Below are 23,315 nucleotides of genomic sequence, written 5' to 3'. Positions count from 1 at the left end.
GGGCTTACCGATCTCTGTGTTGGCTTTACTCGGCGGGCAACCAGCCCGACGTCGCAAAGCCGCCTTGATCTCGGAAAGCCCTGAAAGCCAGAGGCAACTCTGGATTAATAGAAGTGCCCATTATAAATACGAAAAAGGAAAAGCCCATGCCCTTAAGCAAACCCTCACTGTTGCTGGTCGCCAGCGCCCTTCTTTGTGCCTGTAGTCATCAAGCGTCTGTTTCTGACCATACCGATCGGAATCCGAGTGCCTGCGAGGGGAAGGACTCGTTGCGCATGGTGGATTACTTTAAGCCGATGCCTCTGGGCAATCAAAGCGATAAGGTCTGGGGCGCCGAAGGCGTGCTGCCACGCGATATTGATAACGGCCTGGAAAGTGCCCAGGCGCAGCCGGCATGGAACTACTGGGATGGCAAAATTATTAAGGGCCCCGAGGGTAAGTATCATTTATTTGCCAGCCGCTGGTCGGGTGATTTAACGCATTACGATTGGTCTAAATCGATTGCCGTACATGCCATTGGCGACTCGCCTAAAGGCCCCTACCAAAACCCACAACCGTTTTTCTCAGACCGCGATGGTCTGGGCCACAATATTACCGGCGGCGTACTGCCCGACGGCCGCTATTATGTCGTCGCCAGTGATGCGGGGCGCGCCGGGGATGTGTTTATCTCCGATACCATTGACGGCGAGTTTGAGTTGCAGGGCACCGTAACCATGGAGGCCAATGGCCAAAGCCTGGAGCATGCCGGAGCTAATGTGAGCATTATCGTGCGCCCCGACGATACCTTTATGCTGGTATCGCGCCCGGGTATCGTGATGCTGAGCGACGATATTATGGGGCCTTACGTTGCTCAGGGGCCCAGCATTTGGCCCACAATTGAAGGCTACGATAACAGCAAGGCCGAAGACCCGATTGTCTGGTACAGCGGCGGCCTGTATCACATTACCCTTAACTGGTGGGACATTCGCAAGGCGCGTCATTTGGTCTCGCGCAACGGCATCGATAACTGGGTGGATACCGGCATCGCCTACGACCCACGCCTGGGATTTGAATATACCGACGGCAGTAAAAACACCTGGAGCCTGCTGGAACGCCCTGGAGTGTTGGTAGAAAACGGCCATGTCACCCACTTTACTTTCTCGGCTCTGGATGTGAACAAGTGGGACGATATGGGCAACGACGCCCACGGCAGCAAGGTGTTGGTGGTGCCTTTTGATGGCAAATGCTTTGATCGCGCGCTGGATGCGGCCCTGCCATAAAGTGGTCTGGAGCGGGCACAGGCTTTCGGTGCTCTTGCCCGCCCACCTGCCATAGACTGAGATTTACGCATTATTTTGGTGCTTTTGGCTTAATATCGGCAATTTTCCTCCATAAGATATTTGTATAGATGATCAGTTAAAAGACCGCCATTAAAAATACCTATCGAGCACTTCAATAAATGAAATTGGTTGCACCGATAAAGTGCATCTAAAGTTGTCGCCGATAACAAGTAACCCTGCTAGCCAATTACGGATACACCCTCTTGTTATCGCTCCTGTTTACCGCAAACCACTGGAAAGAGGACAGCGACAATGACACCCTCAATGCCGAAAAGGCTTCTCTCAATCGCCGTACTGTGCGCTATGGGCGCTACCGCCCAAGCCAACACAGGCAATACCCCCAACAACGATTACTGGTGGCCCAACCGTCTGAGCCTGGAGCCGCTGCGCGACTCATCCGCCTCGGCCGACCCGCGCCCCGAGAATTTTGACTACCAGCAAGCGCTAAAAGATCTGGATGTAGAGGCGCTGAAAAAAGATTTGAAAGAGCTGATGACCACCTCGCAAGACTGGTGGCCCGCCGACTACGGCCACTATGGCCCCTTCTTTATTCGTATGTCGTGGCACGCCGCCGGTACCTACCGCATGGTGGACGGCCGCGGTGGCGCCGACGGTGGTATGCAGCGCTTTGCCCCGCTCAACAGCTGGCCCGATAACGCCAGCCTGGATAAAGCCCGCCGCCTGCTGCAGCCGATTAAGCAAAAGTACGGCAATAACTTGTCGTGGGCCGATCTGCTGGTCCTGGCCGGCACCATTGGTATGGAAGATATGGGCTTTCCCATCATCGGTTTTGCCTTTGGCCGCGATGACGAGTGGGAACCCGAAGAAGTTAACTGGGGCCCCGAGGGCGAATGGCTAACCGACAAGCGCCACAGCGGTGATCGCAAGCTGGACAAGCCCTTTGGCGCTACCGAAATGGGCCTGATTTACGTCAACCCTGAAGGCCCCCACGGCAACCCGGACCCCCAGGCGGCCGCCCACGATATTCGCCAGGCCTTTGGCCGCATGGGCATGAACGATGAAGAAACCGTCGCCCTGATTGCCGGTGGCCACACCTTTGGTAAAGCCCACGGTGCGCACAAGCCCTCCGACTGTGTCGGCGCCGACCCGGAAGCCGCCAGCCTGGAAGATCAAGGCTTAGGGTGGAAAAACAAATGCGGTAAAGGCAACGCTGAAGATACCGTCACCAGTGGCCTAGAAGGCGCCTGGACCATCAGCCCGGCGCAGTGGACCCACAACTTTTTGCAAAACCTGTACGGCTTTGAGTGGGAGCTGAGCGCCAGCCCGGCCGGCGCCAAACAGTGGGTGCCTAAAGACGGCGCGGCTGCCAACATGGTGCCCGATGCCCACGACGCCACCAAGCGCCACGCTCCCATAATGATGACCACTGACTTGGCCTTAAAAGTTGACCCGGCCTATCGCGAAATTACGCAAAAGTGGTTGAACGACCCAGAGGAGTTTACCCGCGCCTACGCCCGCGCCTGGTTCAAACTGACCCACCGCGATATGGGCCCCACCTCGCGTTACATTGGCGATCTGGTTCCCGAGCAAACTTTCGTTTGGCAAGACCCAGTCCCGGAGGCGGACTACCAGCAAATTGGCGAGCGCGATATTAAAAAGCTCAAAAAAGCCATTTTGGATACTGACCTCAGCACCAGCGACCTGGTGAAAACCGCCTGGGCATCGGCCGCCTCCTACCGCGAGACCGATATGCGCGGCGGCGCCAATGGCGCACGCATTCGCCTGGCACCGCAAAAAGACTGGGCGGTCAACCAGCCCCAAGAGCTGCAGCGCGTGCTGAGTGTGTTGCAAGACGTGCAGAGCAGGTTCAACGACAAAGCCGGTAAAACCCAGGTATCACTGGCCGATGTCATCGTTCTGGGCGGCGCCGTGGCCATTGAGCAGGCGGCGAGTAAAGCCGGCTACGACATCGAGGTGCCTTTCTACCCCGGCCGTACCGATGCCAGCCAGGATATGACCGACGTCGACACCTTTGCCTGGCTGGAGCCTAAGTCTGACGGCTTCCGTAACTACCACGCCAAAGGCTACGACCGTAACCCGGCCGAAGCACTGGTAGAGCGCGCTGCGCTGTTGGATTTAAGCGTGCCGGAAATGACCGCACTGGTGGGTGGTATGCGCGTACTGCAAGCCAACGCCGATGGCAGCCAGCACGGTGTGTTTACCGATCAGCCGGGCGCGCTCAGCAACGACTTTTTCGTCAACCTGGTGGACATGTCCACCGTGTGGCAAAAGTCCGATGACCAGGCCGGTATTTTCCAGGGGTTGGATCGCGACACGGGCAAGGTGAAGTGGACCGCCACCCCGGTGGATTTGATCTTTGGCTCCAACTCCGAGCTGCGCGCTATTGCCGAGTTTTACTCGCAAGACGACAGCGACGAGAAATTTGTGCAGGACTTTGTCAGCGCCTGGAGCAAAGTGATGACGGCCGACCGGTTTGATCTGAAGTAATTGTCCTTTGGCAGGGGTTCGCCCCTGCGTTTTTAATTCCCTTTCTAATGGCTTTGCCCGGGTTTTACCCGGGCTTTTTTGCATCTATTGGGTGAGAAAATTATTTGCTGCTTTCTCTGACTTGGTAATACGCCTCTTCCGAGACTTTATGCCAGTCGCCGGATTTTTGTTTAAAGTCTTTGTACGACTGCCAGACTTTGGCAAACATGTCGTTTTGCTGCGCCTGTTCGATAAACACCTGCTCGGTCATGGCGTGCAGTTCGTGCAGTACTTCGTCCGGCAGACGGCGCAGTTGCACACCGTGTTCGTTCACCAGGGTGTTTAACGCCGCGTTATTGGTGGCGGTGTACTGGTCCAGCATATCCTGATTGGCAGCGCGGGCGGCGTAGGTGACTATGGCCTGTAAATCCGCCGGTAATTTTTCGAACGCGGGTTTGTTGACCAAAATTTCCAAAGTGCTGCCCGGCTCGTGCCAGCCAGGGTAGTAGTAATAGCGCGCAACTTCGTGAAAACCAAAGGCTAAATCATTGGCCGGGCCCACCCATTCGGCGGCGTCAATCACACCGGTTTGCAAGGCGGTGTAAAGCTCGCCGCCGGGAATATTAACGCTGGTGCCACCGGCGCGGTTAAACACCTCACCGGCCAGGCCGGGTATGCGCATTTTCAGGCCTTTTAAATCGGCCAGTGAATTAATTTCTTTATTAAACCAGCCGGCCATTTGAATGCCGGTGTTGCCGCCGGCAAAGGGAATAATATTGAACGGCTCGTAAACCTCACGCCACAGTTCCAGGCCGCCGCCGTGATGTAACCAGCCGTTCATTTCCTGCGCGTTCATGCCAAAAGGCACGGTGGTAAAAAATTGCGTGGCGGGCGATTTGCCGCGCCAGTAGTAGGCGCCACCGTGGCCCATTTCAACACTGCCGGAAGAGACGGCATCAAACACGCCCATGGCGGGCACGATTTCTCCGGCGCCGTGCACGTGAATGGTTAAGCGTCCGCCGCTCATTTCATTCACCATGCGGGCAAACTTTTCGGCGGTAGTACCAAGGCCCGGAAAGTTCTTTGGCCAGGTAGTCACCATGCGCCAGCGAAAGCTTTGCTGCTGCTGTGCGGTGCCTTCGTTTTGAGTGCTGCCAAACTGTTGAGTTTTACTCATCACCAGGGCCGCAAACAAAGCTACGCAAAGCGCCACAAGGGCGAGAATGATAATGGGGGCAAAGTTAAATGAGCGAGACTGAGTCATGGTGTTGCTTTATTGTTTTGGTTGAAGGGGAAAAGGATAGCATGAGCTGTGTTGAAATTGCGTCAGACGTTGGACGTCTGACGCGAAAATTAAACCGCTTCTAACTTCGCATACTGCATTACCAACCACTTGGTGCCTTCAGTATCAAAATTAATCTGCACTCGGGTGCTGGCGCCGGAGCCTTCAAAGTGAACAATAATGCCCTCGCCGAATTTCTTGTGCATAACCCGCTGCCCCAACTGAAAGCCAGTGTCGGCCCCCGAGTCTGACAGGCGCGGCTGATTTTTGCTGGCGCGCTTTGCGCCTGCTTGCAAGCGCGCGGGGCGGGTGATGGTGCTGTTGATGCGCACTTCTTCTAAGTGTTCATCGGGTATTTCTTTAACAAAGCGCGATACCGCGTTAAAGGTTTCGCCGCCGTGCAGGCGCCTTGTTTCGGCGTAGCAGATATACAGTTTTTCCATCGCGCGGGTAATGCCTACGTAAGCGAGGCGGCGCTCTTCTTCCAGGCGATCCGGATCTTCAATGGACATTTTATGGGGGAAGAGGTTTTCCTCTACGCCCGCCATAAACACCAGCGGAAATTCCAGGCCCTTGGCGGAGTGCAGGGTCATCAGTTGTACCGCGTCTTCAAACTCGTCGGCCTGGGCGTCGCCGGCATCCAGCGCGGCGGTATCCAAAAATTGTTGCAGCACCGGCTCGTCTTCGTCTTCAGCGTTAAACACGCGGCAGGCGGTCACCAGTTCTTCCAGGTTTTCGGCGCGGGCCTGGCCCTTTTCACCTTTTTCGTTTTTGTGAAATTCGAACAGGCCGGTGGTTTCCAGCACCGACTCGGCCAGTAAATCCAGTGCCAGTTCAGTGCTTTTTTCGGTCAAGCTTTCCACCAGAGAAATAAATCCCAGTACGGCATTGCCCGCGCGGGCGGTGAATACTTTGTTATCCACCATTTGCCGCGCCGCCTGCCACAATGAGCAACCGTGTTCGCGGGCGAAAGCGCGAATATCGTCCACGGTTTTACCGCCAATGCCCCGGGTGGGCGTGTTGATGACACGTTCAAACGCCGGATCGTCATCGCAATTGGCCGCCAGGCGCATATAGGCCAGGGCGTTTTTAATTTCTAAGCGGTCGTAAAATCGCTGGCCGCCGTAAATGCGGTAGGCGATGCTTTCGCGCAGCAGCGCTTCTTCGAGCACCCGCGACTGGGCGTTGGAGCGATATAAAATCGCGCAGCTACTTTTAGCGTTGCCCTTGGCAATCCAGTCGTTAATGCGCTCTACAATAAAGCGCGCTTCGTCTTGCTCGTTAAAGGCGGCGTAGAGTGAAATGGGCGCGCCGTCGTCGCCGTCCGTCCACAATTCTTTGCCCAGGCGACCAAAGTTGTTGGCGATGACTGCATTAGCGGCCTTCAGAATATGCCCGGTGGAGCGATAATTTTGCTCCAGCCGCACCACGTGGGTTTGCGGGTAGTCCTCTTCAAAACGGCGAATGTTTTCAACCTTGGCGCCGCGCCAGCCGTAAATGGATTGATCGTCATCGCCCACGGCGGTAACAAAACACGCTTCGCCGGCCAGCACTCGCAGCCAAGCGTATTGCACCGAGTTGGTATCCTGGAATTCGTCCACCAAAATAAACGGGAAGCGGCCCTGGTAGTGAGACAGAATGGCCGGCTTGTTGAGCCACAGCTCGTGGGCGCGCAGCAGTAACTCGGCAAAGTCCACCAGGCCGCCGCGCTTGCAGTCGGCCTCGTAGGCACGGTACACCTGCGCCATGGTGCGAATAAAGGGGTCGGCACTGTCCTGAATATGTTTGGCGCGCAGGCCTTCGTCTTTTTGCCCGTTAATAAACCACTGGGCCTGGCGCGGCGGCCAGCGCTCGGCGTCCAACCCCAGGTTTTGGTACACACGCTTGATCAGCCGCAGCTGATCGTCGCTGTCGAGAATCTGAAAGTTCTGCGGCAGATTGGCGTCTTTCCAGTGGGCTTTTAACAGGCGATGGGCCAGGCCGTGAAAAGTCCCCACCCACATGCTGCGGGTATTGATGGGCGTGCCCGCGTCGCGAAACAGCTCATCCAGCCGCGCGCGCATTTCTTTGGCGGCTTTGTTGGTAAAGGTAACCGCGAGAATGCTGTAGGGGGAGATACCCTGAGTCTGCACCAGCCAGGCGATACGGTGCACCAGTACCCGGGTTTTACCACTGCCGGCGCCGGCCAGAATCAATTGATTGCCGGGTTCGGCGGTAACGGCTTCACTTTGGGCGGTGTTAAGACTGGCGGTCAGTTCTGCTACAGACATTAGGTTAACTTTCGATTTGGTGTGTTATAAACGGGTGAGCAAGCATAGCATTTTACTGTAAATTTACCCAGTAAAACCCCAGCAGTGAGAAACCTGACAATGGATGTACTGAGCCACACGCAATTATTAGCCAGCTATAACCGCCGCATGAACCGCCAGGTTTATGCCGCTGCCGCGCAGCTGGAGGAAACCCTGTTGAGCGAGCCCGCCGGGGCGTATTTTGGTTCTATTTTCGGCACACTCAATCATATTTTAGTGGGTGATTTAATCTGGCTTGCGCGCTTTGCGACTCATAAAGAGGCCTATAGCAGCCTGCAGGCGCTGGCGGAGTTGCCCTGCCCCCAGGCTTTGGACCAGCTGCTTTACCCGCGCTTTGGCGCCCTGGCCGCAGCCCGCGCACTGGTGGATGAGGCTATTGTTCGCTGGGCGAGCGATGAACTGGCCGCGCCCGATCTGGCTCAGCCGCTCGCCTACTGCAATGTGCAAGGTGAAGCTACACGGCGCGATTTCGGCGAGCTGGTAATGCACTTTTTTAACCATCAAACCCATCACCGCGGTCAGGTGAGCACACTGCTGGCGCAGCGCGGTGTGGATATCGGGGTAACAGACTTTCTGCTGGATATTCCCCGGCTGGATGGCAATGCTGGCTGAGGGCATTGCCCAGCAGTGGCGGTAAAAACAAGCGGTCAGTATGCAGTTGTCTGCATTGATAATGATGCCTCGAGCCTTCACACTTGACTCTGACTGATTAGGCCCCATTATGCGCAGAGTTTTTCTGTTACAGACAAGTATGGTTATTTATGTCTGAGGTTTATATTATCCAAAATCAGGACAAGCTGTTTCTGGGCAAGCAGCGCACCTGGCTCGACGGCCGCGATCCGGCCGCTCTGTACCGCTCGCCCCACAAAGATGAAGCGGTTAACGAGAAGTTTGAAGTCAACGCTAAGGACTACAGCCAGCGAGTTAAACTGGTCGCTTGTGCGCTAAACGAGCGCGGTCAGCCCGCTATTGATCCGGACATCCTGCCGCCGCCTTTGCCCAAGGAAAAAGAAACCCAGCCACTGGAATTGGACAGCGCTGCGACCCCCGCCGCCGATGCTACGCCGACCTCCGAGGCCGCTCACTAACCGAGGATTGCCCCTTGTCACAGCTCGACGCGCAGTTGGCGGCTTTGGCCGCCCCCGCTGCAACACCTACATTGCGTGGAATTCTGCGCGGCATTGAAAAAGAGAGCCTGAGAGTGAGCCCCGAGGGCCGCTTATCCCACGCCGATCACCCAGCGGGGCTGGGCTCGGCGTTGACTCACCCGCACATCACCACCGATTACTCGGAAGCCCTGCTGGAGTTTATTACCGAGCCCGCCACCCGCATCAGTGATGTTCTGGCGCAACTGGATGATATTCACCGCTACACCTACAGCCAGCTGGGTGATGAACTACTGTGGCCCGGCAGCATGCCCTGTGTGCTGGCCGGCGATAATTCTATTCCGGTGGCTCGCTATGGCACCTCTAACAGCGGCACCATGAAAACCGTCTACCGTTTGGGGCTTGGCCATCGCTATGGCCGGGCGATGCAGACCATCGCCGGGGTACACTACAACTTCTCCTTGCCGGATGATTTCTGGCGCGAACTGGCCCGGCAAGAGGGCAATACCCAGACGCTGCAGGATTTTAAAACCGACAAATACTTTGCCCTGATTCGCAACTTTCGTCGTTATTTCTGGTTGCTATTGATGTTGTTCGGTGCCGCGCCAGCGGTGTGTAAAAGTTTTGTACGTGGTCGCGAACACAGCCTCAAGCCTTTTGGCAGCGACGCCAACACCCTGCATGCGCCCTTTGCCACCTCATTGCGCATGGGCGATTTGGGCTACCAGAGTGATGCGCAGAATTCGCTGATTGTCTGTTACAACAACCTGGATAACTATCTAAAAACCCTCTGTGGTGCCATCACCCAGCCGCATCCGGATTATCAGGCCATAGGCGTTACCGATGCCGAGGGCCACTACCGCCAGCTCAATACCAGCTTGCTGCAAATTGAAAACGAGTTTTACAGCACCATTCGCCCCAAACGCACCACCGCCTCGGGTGAAACGGCGCTGCAAGCGCTGCGCTTGCGCGGAGTTGAGTATGTAGAAGTGCGCTGCGTGGATTTAAACCCGTTTGAGCCTTTGGGCGTGTCCAGCGATCAACTGCATTATCTGGATGCCTTCTTGCTGTTCTGCCTGCTGCAAGACAGCCCCCAGACCACGGATGCCGAATACGCCAATCTGCAAGAGAATCAAAAACGCGTGGTATACCGCGGCCTGGACCCTCAGCTGACACTGCGCAATGGTGACGGCGAGGTCAGTGCCCGCCAGTGGGCTGGCGAGCTGCAACGCGGTATCGAAGCCTGCGCCCAGTTGCTTGATGGCGCCTGGGGTATCGACGACTATGGTCGCGCTTTCGCTGCCCAGGAGCGCAAACTGGCTGGCGAACAGGCCACGCCGGCGCAGGAGGTGTTACAGGCACTGCGGGATAAGGGGCAAACTTATTATGCTCACACACTGGAAATGGCCAATCGCCACCGGGATTACTTTGCCACCCGTCCTTTGGCGCAAGAGCGACAGGCTTATTTCAGCGAGCTGGCAAAAGATTCCAGCGCCCGGCAAAGGTCGGTGGAGCGTTCGGATGAGGTGAGTTTTGCGGATTATCTGGCCGCATACTACCGTCAGTACAGCGACTGTGGCTGCGCCTCTGCGCCGCCCGAGCCGATCACTTCTGCACAATAAGATTGTTGAAATACACCTCGAGCACATCAGCGGCGCCCTGCTCGGCTTCCAGCAGGGCGATTATTTCCTCTTTAGCGGTTTCGCGCAGCAGGGCTACGCCCTCCTGGGTGGTGATGGACTCCTCGCTCTGGCGTGAAAACAGCATCACCATGGCATTGCGCAACAGCGGCATATGATGGCGCACCGCGGCGGCTGTGTGCACGTCATTCACCCTTAAGGTGAGTTCGGTTTTCAGGTACTTTAAGCGCCCCTCGCCACCGTAATTCACCACAAATGGCGGTTGCATGGGGATGTAAATAGACCCCTCTACCACTTCTTCTTTTTCCTGCGCTAGCGCCACCAGGCTGAGTAGAGTCAGCCCCAGTAGCACAGAGAGTTTTTTCAGCATTTCCTACCACCTTTACTAATCCGCAGCCAGCATAGTCACAAGCCATTGGGGAAACAAGTTATCGGCCGGCGCAAGGATTACTAAATGCAATGCCCGTGTTACTATAGCCGGCCTTGTTGGCGACACTATATGTATAGAGGATAACCATGCTGGAGAACTGTCAGGACGCCAAAGAACGCTGGGGCGGTGTGAGCCAAATTATTGATCGCTGGCTGGCCGAGCGTCAGGAAATGCTGGTGCGTTACTGCTCCCTGTCCAACAACCAGGACAAGCCAGACGAAGCCCGCGGCGAGAAGCTGCGTACTCTGTGTCAGATTATGGTGGATTACGTCTCTGCCGGACACTTCGAGGTCTATGACCAGCTGATCAAAGAGGGCCAGGACTTTGGCGATGAGAAAGCGCTGCAAGAGGGCGCAGAGCATTTTAAAGTGGTGGATGCGACCACTGAAAATATCCTCGATTTTAACGATAAGTATCTGGAAACCGACGATCTCTCCAGCCTGAATGTTGACCTCTCCAATCTGGGGGAAACCCTGGAGGCTCGCTTTGCCGCTGAAGACCGCATGATTGCGGTACTGCACAGCGCGCATAAAGATCTGGTGGAAGAATAACCTGAGATTGCCGCACCCGCGTTCGGGCGGGTGCTACACTTGCCGTGTGAATCTGAATAACCGGCAGCCCATGCGCAAAATCCCTTCGCTATTTCTGATTTTTCTCTTATCAAGTCAACTCTTGACGGCCTGTACCCCCGCGCCAGCGCCCAGCGCTCAACTGGAAGTGGCGGCGCGCAATATACAGAGCGGTGCTTTGGCGCGCGGCGGAGACAACGCGGTGGTTGGCTCGGCTTATCACGGCGGTAGTTACTGGAGTCTGGCGCCGGGTGAGCGGCTGTATAACTGGAACCATACCAATGGCGAGGCCACTCTGATTCAGCGCAGCGCGGTATCGCCCGATGGCGGTTGGGCCGTCACACTGGATGAGCTGTCGCTGGTGTTGTGGAACACACAAAGCGGTCAAAGTGCCGGCTACTGGCGCCTGCCCGCCGAGGCGTTGGCCGTGGCTCTGGGGCGGCATGGCAATGTCGCCTTGCTGGGGCTGGCCGATGGCCGGGCGCTGGTTTACGACCTGCGCCGCGGCGGCATACTGCGCCAGTTTGCTCACAGCGACAGGGTTAATTCAGTCGCTGTCAGCGACGACTTAGCGGTCATGGTCACCGGCAGCGAAGATGGCCAGGTAAAGGTATGGGATGCCAACAGCGGCGAGCTGCGTCAGCAACGTCAATACAGTGAGCCGGTGCAAGAGGTGGGCGTAAGTGCAGACGGTGCCCGCGCGCTGGCAGCGGCTAAGTACGATCAGATAGAGGTATTCAGCACCGCTGATAATCAGAGTCTTTGGCAGTTGCCGTTTAATCGCGAGCGGGTTAAACGCGGTTTAAACATCACCGCCGCGCGCTTCTCTGCGGATGGGCGCTATTTACTCACTGGCCGCCCGGACGGTTTTGTGCAGTTGTGGGACATAGATGGGCAGAGCGAGATTTACGCCTGGCAGTTACCCGAGCGCAAAGCCTGGCAGCCCAGTGCCTCGCCGGTGTTAGATGTCAGTTTTACCGCCGACCCGGACGAGTACCGGGCGATGAGCGGTAACGGGTTTATTTATACGTTGAGTTACTAAAGCTAGACGTCTGACGCTAATTGCGATTAAACATCGCACAATAAAAAGCCCCGCTTGAGTTAACAAGCGGGGCTTTTTTACGGCGTGCTTAAATTACTCAGCCGCTTCTTCAGCTTCTGGCTCTTCGGCTTTTTCCACTTCTAACAGCTCAACCTGGAAAATCAGGGTGGCATTGGGAGGGATGCCGTGGTTGCCGCCGGGGCCGTAGGCCAGGTCAGAAGGAATGTACAGCTCGTACTTAGCGCCGGTTTCCATCAGCTGCAGACCTTCGGTCCAGCCCGGAATCACTTGGTTAAGGCCAAAGGTGGCCGGGCTGCCGCGCTCGTAAGAGCTGTCGAATACGGTGCCGTCAATCAAGGTGCCTTCGTAGTGAACGGTTACCGTATCGGTGGCCGCAGGTTTGATGCCATCGCCCTCTTCCAGAACCTTGTACTGCAGACCGGACTCAGTGATTTCCACGCCTTCTTTGGCGGCGTTGTCAGACAGGAACTTCTCGCCGTCGGCTTTGTTCTGGTCGGCAATTTCTTTCTGGCGCTGCTGTTGCAGTTCCATTTGCTTTTCCTGGAAGGTTTGCATGGTTTCCTGAATTTGCTCTTCACTCAGGCGCGGTTCGGTACCGTCGCGAACATCTTTAAGCGCTTGGGTGAAGGCCTCTACCTCGATGGGAACTTCGCGTTGTTTGAAGTTGTTGGCCATATTCAGGGCGATGGCGTAGTTAACTTTTTGGTCCAGGGTTTCCAGCTGCACTTCCTTGGCTGGTTGTTCGCTTTCGCCCTGGTTACAGCCGGCCAGAATAGCGGCCGAGCAGAGCATACCGGTCATCAGTAAACGCTTGTTCATGGTCTTAACCCGTCTTTTTAGTGTATTAGTCCACCGCCACCACTGGCGGTGATGAATTAGTCCGCCGGATGTCCCGATGGCCCCAAGGGCACACATAGTAACCTATGCAGATGTCTGTGTGCGTATTCCTGTGCACAATGCGAACTGCCGCAAATGCGGCCGGCATTTAATGCCATAAACTCAGAGGGTGTGGGCGCTGGAGAAATTTTCAAGCGCGCAGCAACAATTAAGCTTGTGGCGTACACATTTGAATGGGATACGTCTACAATAAACCCAGAAAGTTCCCCCTTCGATTACCAAAATTTGCTCACAAAGGGTTTTACTATGGCTGCCAAGAGGAAATCAGTCTTGTCCGTGGTGCAATTGGAAAAGGACATTGCCGCGGTCAAAGCCAAGCTGGATAAAGAGCGCAAAGCGCAAGTGAACAGCGCGGCAAAGGATGTAAGTGCCGCGACCAAAAAGCTCGCTACAGCGAAAAAGAAACAGGCAACCTTGCGCGCCCGCAAACAGGCGGCGGCTAAAGCCGGTAAAACGGCAGCGGCACAAAAGCGCCTGGAAAAAGCGGTAGCGGCTTTGCAAGCCCAAGACAGTGAAGTTACCGCGCTGCGCGAGTCGCTTGATACTGCCAAACAAGTTCTGGCGCAGGCTCGTATGCAGCAAAAGCACGCTCAAGAGTTGGCCCGCGCCGAGGCAAAAGCCGAGCGCGAGTTAAAAGCCAAGCTTAAAAAGGCCGCGGCTGGCGCTAAGCGCAAGGCGAAAAAGAGTCCGGCAAAAGCTACTGGCAGTGGGCGAAAAACCGCCTCAAAAGAGGCTGCGGTGGAGGAGAAAAAGCCAGCCGCTAAGCCAGCGAGCAAGACAGCCACAGCGAAAAAGCCTACGGCCAAAAAAGCCACTGCTAAAAAAGCGGCGGTGAAAAAAACAGCGGCAAAAAAAGCACCCGCTAAGGCTAAAGCAAGCGCACCTGCGGCGCAGCCAGCTCCCGCGCCCGAGGCCGCAGCGCCGGCCAGTGAAATGCCCGCGCCGCCCAAAGAGGATTTAAGCCCGCAACCACTACCTAGCCATATGGGCACCCATGTGATTGAGCCGGTAGAAGAGGGCAAGTTAAAACCCGAACCTGTGCCCGATGCGCCCGCTGCCCCCAAAACCGGCAGTTTGTTTGACGACGACTTTAATCGTTGAGCAGGTTTTACTTGTTGTAGAAAAAGCCCCGCCCTAGATCGCGGGGCTTTTTTTATGGGGTGGGCTCATCAGTGCGGGCAAGATCGCCCCATGCCTGGAGTGCCGATTCGTGAACCTGTGCAGAGCGCAAATACAATTCGCACTGGTTTGCAGAGCGCGCCCTGGTAGCTGGGGCAGGCGCTAAGCTTTGCAGCTGCTCAATTAACTGACGCTCGGCCTGTAGCTCGCACGCTTTGATGTCTTGGCGCAACTCACCCTCGTGAGGGGTTTGTTTTAAGGTGCGCCTGGCACGGCGCAGGGGGGTAATAACCTTCTTTTGCCAGTGTTCTGCTAGCTCGCGTACCTGCCGTGCCTGGTTATTGTTAAGACATCGGCCGGTGTTATCCAGCCACAGATAAAACAGCAGCAGTGGGATATTGACCTGCCATTCGTCCTGCAATTGCAGGCAAATTTGTTCCACGCCCTTGCGGTTGTATACGGTCAGGGCAAAGTTCCACAGCGAGTCGGACATAAAAATTCCAGTGGGAAAGCGAGGCGGCATTCCTTAGAATGCGCCCATGATTACACTCGATTCTATCAGTTTGCAGCGCGGCGCCAAGTTTCTCTTAACCGAGGCCGAGCTGACCATATTTCCCGGCCAGAAACTGGGCCTGATCGGCTCTAATGGCAGTGGTAAATCCTCTTTATTTAAATTGTTGTTGGGTGAGCTTGCCAGCGACAGCGGCCAGGTGGATATTCCCAAGCACTGGCGTTTATCCCACATGGCGCAGGAGGTGGGCGACACTCATCGCAGTGCGCTGGACTATGTGCTCGATGGCGATACCGCACTGCGCGAGGTGGAGCAGCGAATTGCTAGCTGCGGCGATGATGGCGAAGCGCTGGCTGCATTGTATGCCGAGCTCGAGCACCTGGATGGTTACACCGCGAGCGCTCGCGCCGCGCAGCTGTTAAGCGGACTTGGCTTTGCCACCAGTGATCACCAGCGCGCGGTGAGCGATTTTTCCGGCGGCTGGCGCATACGTTTGAACTTGGCGCGGGCGCTGATGTGCCCGTCGGATTTGCTGCTGCTGGATGAGCCCACCAACCACTTGGACTTGGACGCAACTCTGTGGCTTGAGCAGTGGCTGCAAGCCTACGCCGGCACACTGTTGATTATCTCTCACGATCGCGACTTTCTTGATAATGTCATTGGGCGCATTGTCAGCATCGAAAACGAAAAGCTGATTTCTTACACCGGTAATTATTCCGCCTACGAGCGCCAGCGCGCCGAGCGTTTGGCCCAGCAGCAGGCTGCCTTTGAAAAGCAACAAGAAAAAGTTGCCCACTTAGAAAACTATATTCGCCGCTTTCGCGCCAAGGCCACCAAGGCCAAGCAAGCCCAGAGTCGGGTGAAACAGCTTGAGCGAATGGAAACCATCGCCCCGGCCCATGTGGATTCACCGTTTACCTTTAGCTTTACCGCCTCGGAGAAAGTCTCCGACCCTTTGATCGTATTGCGTGATATGGATATCGGCTACCCCGGTCGTGCGGTGTTATCCAAAGTGGGGCTCAATATCGCCCCGGCCCAGCGCATTGGTTTGCTCGGCCCCAATGGTGCCGGTAAATCCAGTTTGATTAAAACGCTGGCGGGCACGCTTGAGCCTTTAACCGGGGAGCGAGTGACGGGGGAGCATTTTCGCCTGGGTTACTTTGCCCAGCATCAGCTGGAGGCTTTGGATTTATCTGCCTCGCCTGCGCTGCATATTCAGCGCATCAGCCCCAAGGCGAGCGAGCAGAAAATCCGAAATTTTTTGGGCGGCTTTGATTTTCAGGGCGATCGTGCGTTTGAGCCCATTCACCATTTCTCGGGCGGTGAGAAGGCCCGCCTGGCGCTGGCGTTAATCGCCTGGTGTGAGCCCAATGTGCTGCTGTTGGACGAACCTACCAACCACCTGGATTTGGAAATGCGCCAGGCACTCACCATGGCGCTGCAAGATTTTGAAGGCGCAGTGATTGTGGTATCCCACGATCGCCACTTGCTGCGCAACACTGTGGATGAATGGCTGCTGGTGGCCGAGGGCAAAGTGGCCGAGTTTGATGGCACCCTGGACGATTATCACCACTGGCTGAGCGAGCACAACCGTCGAGTGCAAGCGCCCAGCGAACCCGAACCCGCTGCCAGCGCACCGCAGGCGGGGGATAAAAAAGCCCAGCGTCAACAAGCTGCCGCCCGACGCGAGCAGTTAAAACCTTTGACCAACCGGCTTAAAAAGCTCGAGTCAGAGATGGAAAAGCTCAATGCCCAACTGACTCAAGTGGAAGAGCAATTGGCCGATACCTCTCTTTACGACGATAGCGAAAAAGACCGCTTGCAGACGTTACTGCAGCAGCAAGCGGATGCCCGCCAGCAACTGGACGAGGCCGAGGAACAGTGGCTCGAGGTTCAGGAAGAGCTAGAAGCCCTCGGCGGCGCATAAACTTTCCTATACTGGTTAAACACTAGCGCGAAGACACGTCTTCGCGCCGGGTTCTATGACCCTAAAATAAGAGGCATCTAATGATGAAATGGGTAACCCACAGCGTGCAAGTGCGATTAATGGTTGTTGTGGGCTTAGGGCTCGGAGGACTATTGCTGGCCGCCGAGATCGCTATGTCCATGCTCAATACCCAGCTTAATAGCTACAACCAGCTGATTGAACGAAATGTCGCGCAAGAGCGAGCGATTAACCAGATCAATTTTGATTTTAAAGTCCAGGTACAGGAGTGGAAAAACGTACTCCTGCGCGGCGCCGATGCTAGCCAGCGGGACAAATACTGGGGCCGCTTTGAAGAAAATCACGAGCAAATTCAGGCGCGCGGGGCAGCGCTATTACAGCAGTTGCAGGCGGGCGCCAGCGCCGATTTACTGCGTCAGTTTTTAAATGCGCACCAAACGGCTTACGGCCAGTACCAGTCCGGGCTGAATGCTTTTATAGCCTCGGGTTTTAACGCCCAAGCTGGCGATGACGCCGTCGCAGGGATTGACCGCGAGCCCAGCCGGCTACTCGCCGAAGCGGCCGATAACATAAAAGACGAAGTGGCGGCGGCTTCTGTGGCGGTGCAAAGTACCAGCAAGCAGGTGTCCTTTTGGTCGCAAGTGGCTATTTTTGTCGTGGCTATGATGGTGCTGGTCTGTCTGTGGTTGCTGCTCAGTAGCAGTTTGATCAAACCACTGCAGGCGGTGATGGGGCATATTCGTATTATGGCGGGTGGCGACTTCTCCCGCGCCTTTCATTTGCGCCGCAGCGACGAGTTGGGTCAGCTGGGCGACAACCTGCAGCAAATGCAGGAGGAGATCCGCCAGGTAGTCCACTCGGTGAAACAGACATCGGGCCAATTGGGCGAGGCTTCGGTCAGTATTAATCAAACCGCCAGTGATATTGCCCGCAGTATCAGTGAGACGGAACACTCCACCGATCAGGTTGCGGCGGCGGTGAATGAAATGTCCTCCACCGTGCAGGAGGTGGCAACCAATGCGTCCGGTGCGGCCAATGCCGCGGGCGACGCCGATACCGGTGCCAAGCAGGGGCTGGGGATGATGGAGCAGAGCATTGCCTCTATCAATGAATTGTCGGCGCAGGTGGAAGAAGTGAGTGGCGCCATGGTGCAGCTGGAAGGCGAAACCGACCGTATTGGTCACGTGCTGGGGGTGATTAAAGGCATAGCCGAGCAAACGAATTTGCTGGCTTTAAACGCGGCGATTGAAGCGGCGCGCGCCGGTGAACAGGGGCGAGGTTTTGCGGTAGTGGCTGATGAGGTGCGGGCATTGGCGCAGCGCACTCAGGAGTCCACCGCCGAAATTCAGGAAATTATCGAGGCGGTACAGCAGGGCGCCTCAGGCGCAACTCGGGCGATGGAAATTGGCCGCGAGAAAACTCAGCGTACGGTTGAACTGGTAGGCGAGACGGGCGAATCCATTCGTGCCATCTCTGCGGCTATTGCCAGTATTGTGGATATGAATACCCAGATCGCCACCGCCGCCGAAGAACAGAGCTACGCCGCCGAAGAGATCAATAAAAACGTCGCCAATGTGGTCACCATGGTGCAAAACGCCAACCAGAGCGCGCGCCAGTCTACCCAAACGGCCAATAAACTGGATGAGTCTGCCCAGACCTTATCGCAACAGATAGCGCACTTCAGAGTGTAAGAATTATCCTTCGCCAGGGACGGCTCAACCGATTTATAGCCACTGTAAACTGGGTTATGTACAGGTAAAATAGTGTATAAAAAGGCCCCCAGTGCCCTCCTCCCTCTACGCATTCTCTACAATAGCCTCTCGATTTTGCCGATATATCAATGCTATGAATCTATTTGCCTCACGCAAACCTCTTACACTGGTCGTACTTGCTTTACTTGCACTTATACTGCTGTGCTCGCTCGCCTATCGCTATGTATTTGCCAGTGCTGCCGAGCCGGATTATCTGTGGCACACCGTTGAGCGCCGCTCTATCGAAAATGTGATAGCCGCCAGTGGCACCCTAGAACCTAAGGATTACGTAGAAGTGGGGGCACAGGTATCCGGGCAGCTGGAAAGCCTGGCGGTTGAGGTGGGCGATGTAGTGGCGCGCGAGCAACTGCTGGCCGAAATTGATGCCACGGTATTTGAGACCAAGGTGATGAGCGCCGAGGCGAGTCTAGAAAACAAACGGGCTCAATTAGAAAAGTTACACGCGGAACAATATTTGGCGGAGGAAAGGCTGGAGCGCAACCGAAATCTGTTTACCCAAAACGCCATCAGCCGCGATACCTTGACCGCCAGTGAAACCGAAGTAAAAGGCTTAAAGGCGAGTATTCGCGCTATGCAGGCGCAAATTAAAGCCGATTCCGCATCTTTAGACGGCGACAAAGCCACCCTCAACTACGCCAAAATATACGCGCCTATGGATGGCACTGTGGTATCTATTGCGGTGCGCGAAGGGCAAACACTGAACGCCAATCAAAGCGCGCCGCTGATTATGAAGATTGCCGATTTGTCGGTACTCACCTTGCGCACCGAAGTATCCGAGGCGGATGTCACGCGAATCTATCCCGGCATGCCGGTGTACTTTTCTACTTTGGGCGAGCCGCAAGAACGTTGGTACTCCACCGTACGCCAAGTATTGCCCACGCCGGAAATTGTTAACGAAGTGGTGTTGTATCAGGTACTGATCGATATTGAAAACAAAGGCTCGCGGCTGATGGACTCCATGACCGCGCAAGTGTTTTTTATTGAAGACCAGGCTGAAAATGTATTAACCGTGCCCGCTGGTGCGCTGCGGCGCGGCCCCGGTGGCCTGGGGGTGTTAAAGCAAACTGCAAGTGGTACTGAGCGGGTCGCCGTAAAACTGGGCATGCGCACCCGCACCCAGGTGGAAATTGCCGAGGGGCTGAATGAAGGCGATGTCGTAGTGGCCGGTATCCGCAACCCGGAAACCGGTGCGGTCGAGGAAAACCGTCGTGGACCTATGGGTGGGCCCCCCGGAGGTCGCCGTGGCTTCTAAGGCGCTGATAAAACTATCGGGTATCGGGCGCTTTTATCAATTAGGTGAAACACGGGTCGACGCACTAAAAGATGTGTCCTTAACCATCGAACGCGGCGAGTTTGTCGCGATTATGGGGCAGTCTGGCTCGGGTAAATCCACCCTGATGAATATTCTCGGTTGCCTGGATCAGCCATCGTCCGGCATCTACGAGGTTGATGGCATTAACGTCGCAAACCTGACCGCCGATGAACTCTCGGCGCTGCGCTTAAATACCTTTGGCTTTGTATTTCAGCGCTATCAACTATTGGCCAACATTAGTGCGTTGGATAACGTCGCCATGCCCGGTATTTACAAAGGGCAAGAAAGACAGGCGCGCACAGAGCGCGCGCAGCAACTATTGCAAAAGCTGGGCATGGGTGAGCGCGCCCACCATAAGCCCAGCGAATTATCCGGCGGCCAACAGCAACGTGTATCTATTGCCCGCGCGCTGATTAACGGCGCCGAGGTAATTCTGGCGGACGAGCCTACCGGCGCTTTGGACAGCCACAGTGGCGAGCAAGTGTTGGCATTGTTGCAAGAGCTAAATCGCGAAGGTGTTACGGTAATTCTGATTACCCACGATCGCGGCATTGCAGAACATGCCGAGCGGGTAGTGTCGTTTAAAGATGGGCGATTAATTGACGATACGGCCGCTGCACATAAGAGTGATCAGGCGACCCCCAGTGCGCCAGAAAAAGTACGCGTATTTCCCAGTATCAGTTTATTTGAGTCGGCGCGTATTGCGCTGGCCTCGCTGCGGGTCAATTTATTCCGCACTCTGTTGACGCTGCTCGGAATTATTATCGGCGTTGCCAGTGTGGTGTTAATGATCGCCATTGGCGAGGGTGGTAAAGCGGAGGTTTTGGACCGCATTGAAGCGATTGGTACAAATTTAATTTCGGTGCGCCCCGGTGGCCCCAATATGCGCCGGGGCAACGATAGTATTGCCACCCTGGTAGTGGAGGATGCCGAGGCCATTGAAAATCTGCCGGGCGTGCGTGCGGTCGCGGCCGAGCGTAACACCCGCTCTACCCTGCGCTATGGCAATAAAGATTATTCCGGCCGGATTAAAGGCACCACGCCAGGCTACTTTACCGTGCATGATTGGGAGCTGTCCCAAGGGGTGTTTTTCTCCGATGAGGATTTACAGAGTTTTTCTTCGGTTATGGTGGTGGGCAATACCATCGCCGAAAATTTGTTCGAGCCCGGGCAAAACCCCATCGGTCGTTTTGTGCTGGTGAACAAGGCGCCGTACCAAATTATTGGTTTACTCAAAGCCAAAGGTGCCGACCCGTCCGGCGACGATCGCGACGATGAGGTATTAATACCCCTTACCACCGCGCGGCTGAAAATGTTCGGCAGTGCTCACCTAAGCAGTATTACCTTGCAGGCAACCGACACCGAAGCTGCGTCGCGCCTGGAAACCCAAGTGGAAGAGCTGTTGTTCGCTCGCCATCAGGCTGAAGATGTGCAGGTACGCTCCACCGAATCTTTGGTGCAAGCGGTCACGGCGGCGCAGAACACCTTAACGTTTTTGCTTGGCTCTATTGCGGCTATTTCGCTTTTGGTTGGCGGTATTGGGGTGATGAACATTATGTTGGTCAATGTGACCGAAAGGCGACGGGAAATTGGTTTGCGCATTGCCACCGGCGCCAAGCCCTCAGACATTTTACGCCAGTTTAATATCGAGGCCTTAGTGGTGTGCTTTTTGGGCGGTGTGTTGGGTATTCTTATCGGTTTTTCCGGGGCGTTAATTGCACGATTTTTTGATGTTGCCATTGCGTTTACGTTATTGCCCGCGGCACTGGCATTCGCCACCTCTATTGCGGTGGGCCTTGTTTTTGGTTTTATACCCGCACGTAAAGCCGCGCGCTTAAACCCTATTACGGCATTGGCTGAGGAGTAACCGATGAAATTGCGAGTATGGTTTTCCTGTCTTGCCTTGAGTGCCTGCGCGTTTAACCCGCAACAGCACACGCCTGAAGAGCTGGCAGCCGTAGCGTATCAGGATGCGTTAAACGGGCGCGAACTCACGCCACTAACGCAAAATACCTGGAACGAATTTTTGCCCGCAGAGTTACAGCAGTATTTGGCGCAACTGCAGAGCAACAACCTGGATTTGCAGATAGCGCAATTGCGGGTTGAGCGCGCCCGCGAGATGTTAACCTCGGCGCGCGCGGGCAATTGGCCGCGCGCGAGTGCGTCGCTAAGCAACAGCGACAGCTACGACGATACTGGCCATACGGGTAATGGCAGTGGTTTGAATTTTAGCGCCAGCTATACCGTTGATTTGTGGGGCGAGCGCGCAGCGGGAATCAGTCAGCGTGAAACCCAGCTGCAAGTGGCCAAGTGGGAAGAGCGTGCCAGCTTTATTGCGTTGCAGGCGCAGTTTATCCGCACCTATTTCGATACCTTGAGTTTGCAATCTTTGTATGAAGTGGCCGAGCAAAACCTGGAAGCCAGTGAGAAATTATTGGATTTATTTCAGCTGACCTACGATTCGGGTGGCGCCTCTGGGTTAGAGCTGCGCCAGCAGAAAAACCTGGTGTTAAACGCGCGCAATAAATTGGTGGGCTTGCAAAGCGATTTGGCTATCAACCGCCGCGCACTGGCCATTATGTTGGGCCGCCTGGATTTACAAACCCCCGAGCTGCAAACAAGTTTTGACGACTTGGCCTTGCCGCAAGTAGCCTCGGTACAAAGTGCAGAGCTTTTGCAGCAGCGCCCGGACGTACAGATTGCTACCTTGGCACTGGCGGAAAACCAGGCATTGATCCACCAAGCGAAAACCGCCCGCTGGCCGGATTTAACCTTGAGCTTAAGCTGGGGTATTGACGACATACTGGCCGGTGGCAGTGAATGGGCCGCCAGCATTCGCGAGGCTACATCGCTGTTGCTGTTTGACGGCGGCCAGACTCGTGCGCAAATCCGTTTGGCCGAGCTGGATGCCGATATCGACTACGCCAGCTATCAATACACCTTGGCAGATGCCTATCGCGATACCATTGATCAGCTGGAAACTCAGCGCCTACGCGCGCAGCAGTTGGATATCGCGCGGGATAAGTTCGCCAACAACCGCACGCTGTATGACATTTCCAACGCGCGCTTCGAGGCGGGTGATACCGACTTTTTAAATTTACTCTTGGCGCAGCAAAGCTGGTTTGGTGCTAAAGAAGATTTGGTATCCAGCAAGCTGAATTATTTGCTAGCACTGGTGAATGTGTACGAAGCCATGGGGTCGGCGCCCGCGCTGGTCGAGACCGACAGCTGAGCGGAATGGCTCTTACTTAAGGGCAAACCTTGTACGTCATTTCCGCAAGTTACATTGCGCCGTTTGAGAAGCCAGCCCTAGGCTAGAGGAGCAGCTGTCCGGAAAATGCTGGAATATCCATTCTCTTGCAATAAGCCCGCGTCGCCGGGCGTTGCGAGTTACTTTTTTCGGCAAAAAGTAACCAAAAACCTCGCCCAACAACTGGCCCCTTCGGGGTGCCCTCCCTCCAGCCAATTTTAGCGGTCGGTCTAAACCGCACATCCCTGTGCGCTTAGACCTTTCGCGCTCATCCAGAGCGCTCAACCCCTAAAATCGGCCTTCGCTCGGCTCAGTCGTAATCGGGCGAAAACCCCAATCGGTT

General features: G+C 55.6%; 18 protein-coding genes. 13 read left to right on the top strand and 5 right to left on the bottom strand.

Annotated elements, in window-relative coordinates; all coding sequences use genetic code 11:
• Positions 1-146 precede the first annotated feature (146 nt).
• Positions 147-1,259 (top strand): glycoside hydrolase family protein, encoded by a 1,113-nt coding sequence (locus NHM04_RS10355; RefSeq protein ID WP_254263720.1) that lies wholly within the window; start codon positions 147-149, stop codon positions 1,257-1,259.
• Positions 1,260-1,571: 312 nt separating this feature from the next.
• Complete coding sequence (katG, locus tag NHM04_RS10350; protein WP_305881940.1) at positions 1,572-3,788, top strand: catalase/peroxidase HPI; 2,217 nt, start codon at positions 1,572-1,574, stop codon at positions 3,786-3,788.
• 100 nt (positions 3,789-3,888) lie between these two features.
• Here katG and NHM04_RS10345 read toward each other — a convergent pair whose 3' ends face one another.
• Both NHM04_RS10345 and uvrD read right to left on the bottom strand, forming a co-directional pair.
• Positions 3,889-5,031, bottom strand: coding sequence for a TRAP transporter substrate-binding protein (locus tag NHM04_RS10345; RefSeq protein ID WP_254263719.1), 1,143 nt, complete (start codon positions 5,029-5,031; stop codon positions 3,889-3,891).
• Between the two features lie 89 nt (positions 5,032-5,120).
• Entirely contained in the window at positions 5,121-7,319 is a 2,199-nt protein-coding gene (uvrD, locus tag NHM04_RS10340) for a DNA helicase II (RefSeq protein WP_254263718.1), read from the bottom strand.
• A 99-nt stretch (positions 7,320-7,418) separates the two neighbouring features.
• On the opposite strand from uvrD, the gene NHM04_RS10335 reads away from it, so the two are divergent.
• From NHM04_RS10335 to gshA, 3 genes are all read left to right on the top strand, one after another.
• Positions 7,419-7,970: a DinB family protein gene (locus NHM04_RS10335; RefSeq protein ID WP_254263717.1), complete on the top strand. Its 552-nt coding sequence runs from the start codon at positions 7,419-7,421 to the stop codon at positions 7,968-7,970.
• A gap of 149 nt (positions 7,971-8,119) precedes the next feature.
• On the top strand, positions 8,120-8,446 hold the full coding sequence (locus tag NHM04_RS10330) for a hypothetical protein (protein WP_254263716.1): 327 nt from the start codon (positions 8,120-8,122) through the stop codon (positions 8,444-8,446).
• A gap of 14 nt (positions 8,447-8,460) precedes the next feature.
• Positions 8,461-10,086 carry a glutamate--cysteine ligase gene (gshA, locus tag NHM04_RS10325; protein WP_254263715.1) on the top strand — a complete coding sequence of 542 codons (1,626 nt, stop codon included), beginning with the start codon at positions 8,461-8,463 and terminating at the stop codon, positions 10,084-10,086.
• On the opposite strand, the gene fliL is transcribed toward gshA, so the two are convergent.
• Entirely contained in the window at positions 10,070-10,474 is a 405-nt protein-coding gene (gene fliL, locus NHM04_RS10320; protein ID WP_254263714.1) for a flagellar basal body-associated protein FliL, read from the bottom strand. The genes gshA and fliL overlap by 17 nt on opposite strands.
• Positions 10,475-10,620: 146 nt before the next feature.
• Between fliL and rsd the strand changes: the two genes are divergently transcribed.
• Positions 10,621-11,085: a sigma D regulator gene (gene rsd / locus NHM04_RS10315; RefSeq protein ID WP_254263713.1), complete on the top strand. Its 465-nt coding sequence runs from the start codon at positions 10,621-10,623 to the stop codon at positions 11,083-11,085.
• A gap of 121 nt (positions 11,086-11,206) precedes the next feature.
• Positions 11,207-12,145 carry a WD40 repeat domain-containing protein gene (locus tag NHM04_RS10310; protein WP_254263712.1) on the top strand — a complete coding sequence of 313 codons (939 nt, stop codon included), beginning with the start codon at positions 11,207-11,209 and terminating at the stop codon, positions 12,143-12,145.
• Positions 12,146-12,238: 93 nt separating this feature from the next.
• On the opposite strand, the gene NHM04_RS10305 is transcribed toward NHM04_RS10310, so the two are convergent.
• A complete protein-coding gene (locus NHM04_RS10305) occupies positions 12,239-12,985 on the bottom strand; it encodes an FKBP-type peptidyl-prolyl cis-trans isomerase (protein WP_254263711.1) in 747 nt (248 codons plus the stop codon).
• Positions 12,986-13,333: 348 nt separating this feature from the next.
• On the opposite strand from NHM04_RS10305, the gene NHM04_RS10300 reads away from it, so the two are divergent.
• Positions 13,334-14,164 (top strand): hypothetical protein, encoded by an 831-nt coding sequence (locus tag NHM04_RS10300; protein ID WP_254263710.1) that lies wholly within the window; start codon positions 13,334-13,336, stop codon positions 14,162-14,164.
• A gap of 52 nt (positions 14,165-14,216) precedes the next feature.
• Here the strand turns inward: NHM04_RS10300 and NHM04_RS10295 are convergent, their stop codons facing one another.
• Positions 14,217-14,675 (bottom strand): TIGR02444 family protein, encoded by a 459-nt coding sequence (locus NHM04_RS10295; RefSeq protein WP_254263709.1) that lies wholly within the window; start codon positions 14,673-14,675, stop codon positions 14,217-14,219.
• 46 nt (positions 14,676-14,721) lie between these two features.
• Here NHM04_RS10295 and NHM04_RS10290 point away from each other — a divergent pair, with 46 nt between their 5' ends.
• The 5 genes from NHM04_RS10290 to NHM04_RS10270 all read left to right on the top strand — a co-directional run bounded on the left by NHM04_RS10290 (position 14,722) and on the right by NHM04_RS10270 (position 22,954).
• On the top strand, positions 14,722-16,620 hold the full coding sequence (locus NHM04_RS10290; protein WP_254263708.1) for an ATP-binding cassette domain-containing protein: 1,899 nt from the start codon (positions 14,722-14,724) through the stop codon (positions 16,618-16,620).
• A gap of 80 nt (positions 16,621-16,700) precedes the next feature.
• Entirely contained in the window at positions 16,701-18,329 is a 1,629-nt protein-coding gene (locus NHM04_RS10285) for a methyl-accepting chemotaxis protein (RefSeq protein ID WP_254263707.1), read from the top strand.
• 154 nt (positions 18,330-18,483) lie between these two features.
• Positions 18,484-19,662, top strand: coding sequence for an efflux RND transporter periplasmic adaptor subunit (locus NHM04_RS10280; protein WP_254263706.1), 1,179 nt, complete (start codon positions 18,484-18,486; stop codon positions 19,660-19,662).
• Complete coding sequence (locus tag NHM04_RS10275) at positions 19,619-21,589, top strand: MacB family efflux pump subunit (RefSeq protein ID WP_254263705.1); 1,971 nt, start codon at positions 19,619-19,621, stop codon at positions 21,587-21,589. The genes NHM04_RS10280 and NHM04_RS10275 overlap by 44 nt, the downstream gene beginning before the upstream one ends.
• A gap of 3 nt (positions 21,590-21,592) precedes the next feature.
• Positions 21,593-22,954 (top strand): efflux transporter outer membrane subunit, encoded by a 1,362-nt coding sequence (locus tag NHM04_RS10270; RefSeq protein WP_254263704.1) that lies wholly within the window; start codon positions 21,593-21,595, stop codon positions 22,952-22,954.
• The last annotated feature ends 361 nt before the right edge of the window (positions 22,955-23,315 follow it).

It is taken from the genome of Gilvimarinus sp. DA14, assembly GCF_024204685.1.
GTDB lineage: Bacteria > Pseudomonadota > Gammaproteobacteria > Pseudomonadales > Cellvibrionaceae > Gilvimarinus.
Note: the sequence above shows the minus strand (reverse complement) of the source record. Positions and strands in the feature narration are given on the sequence as shown.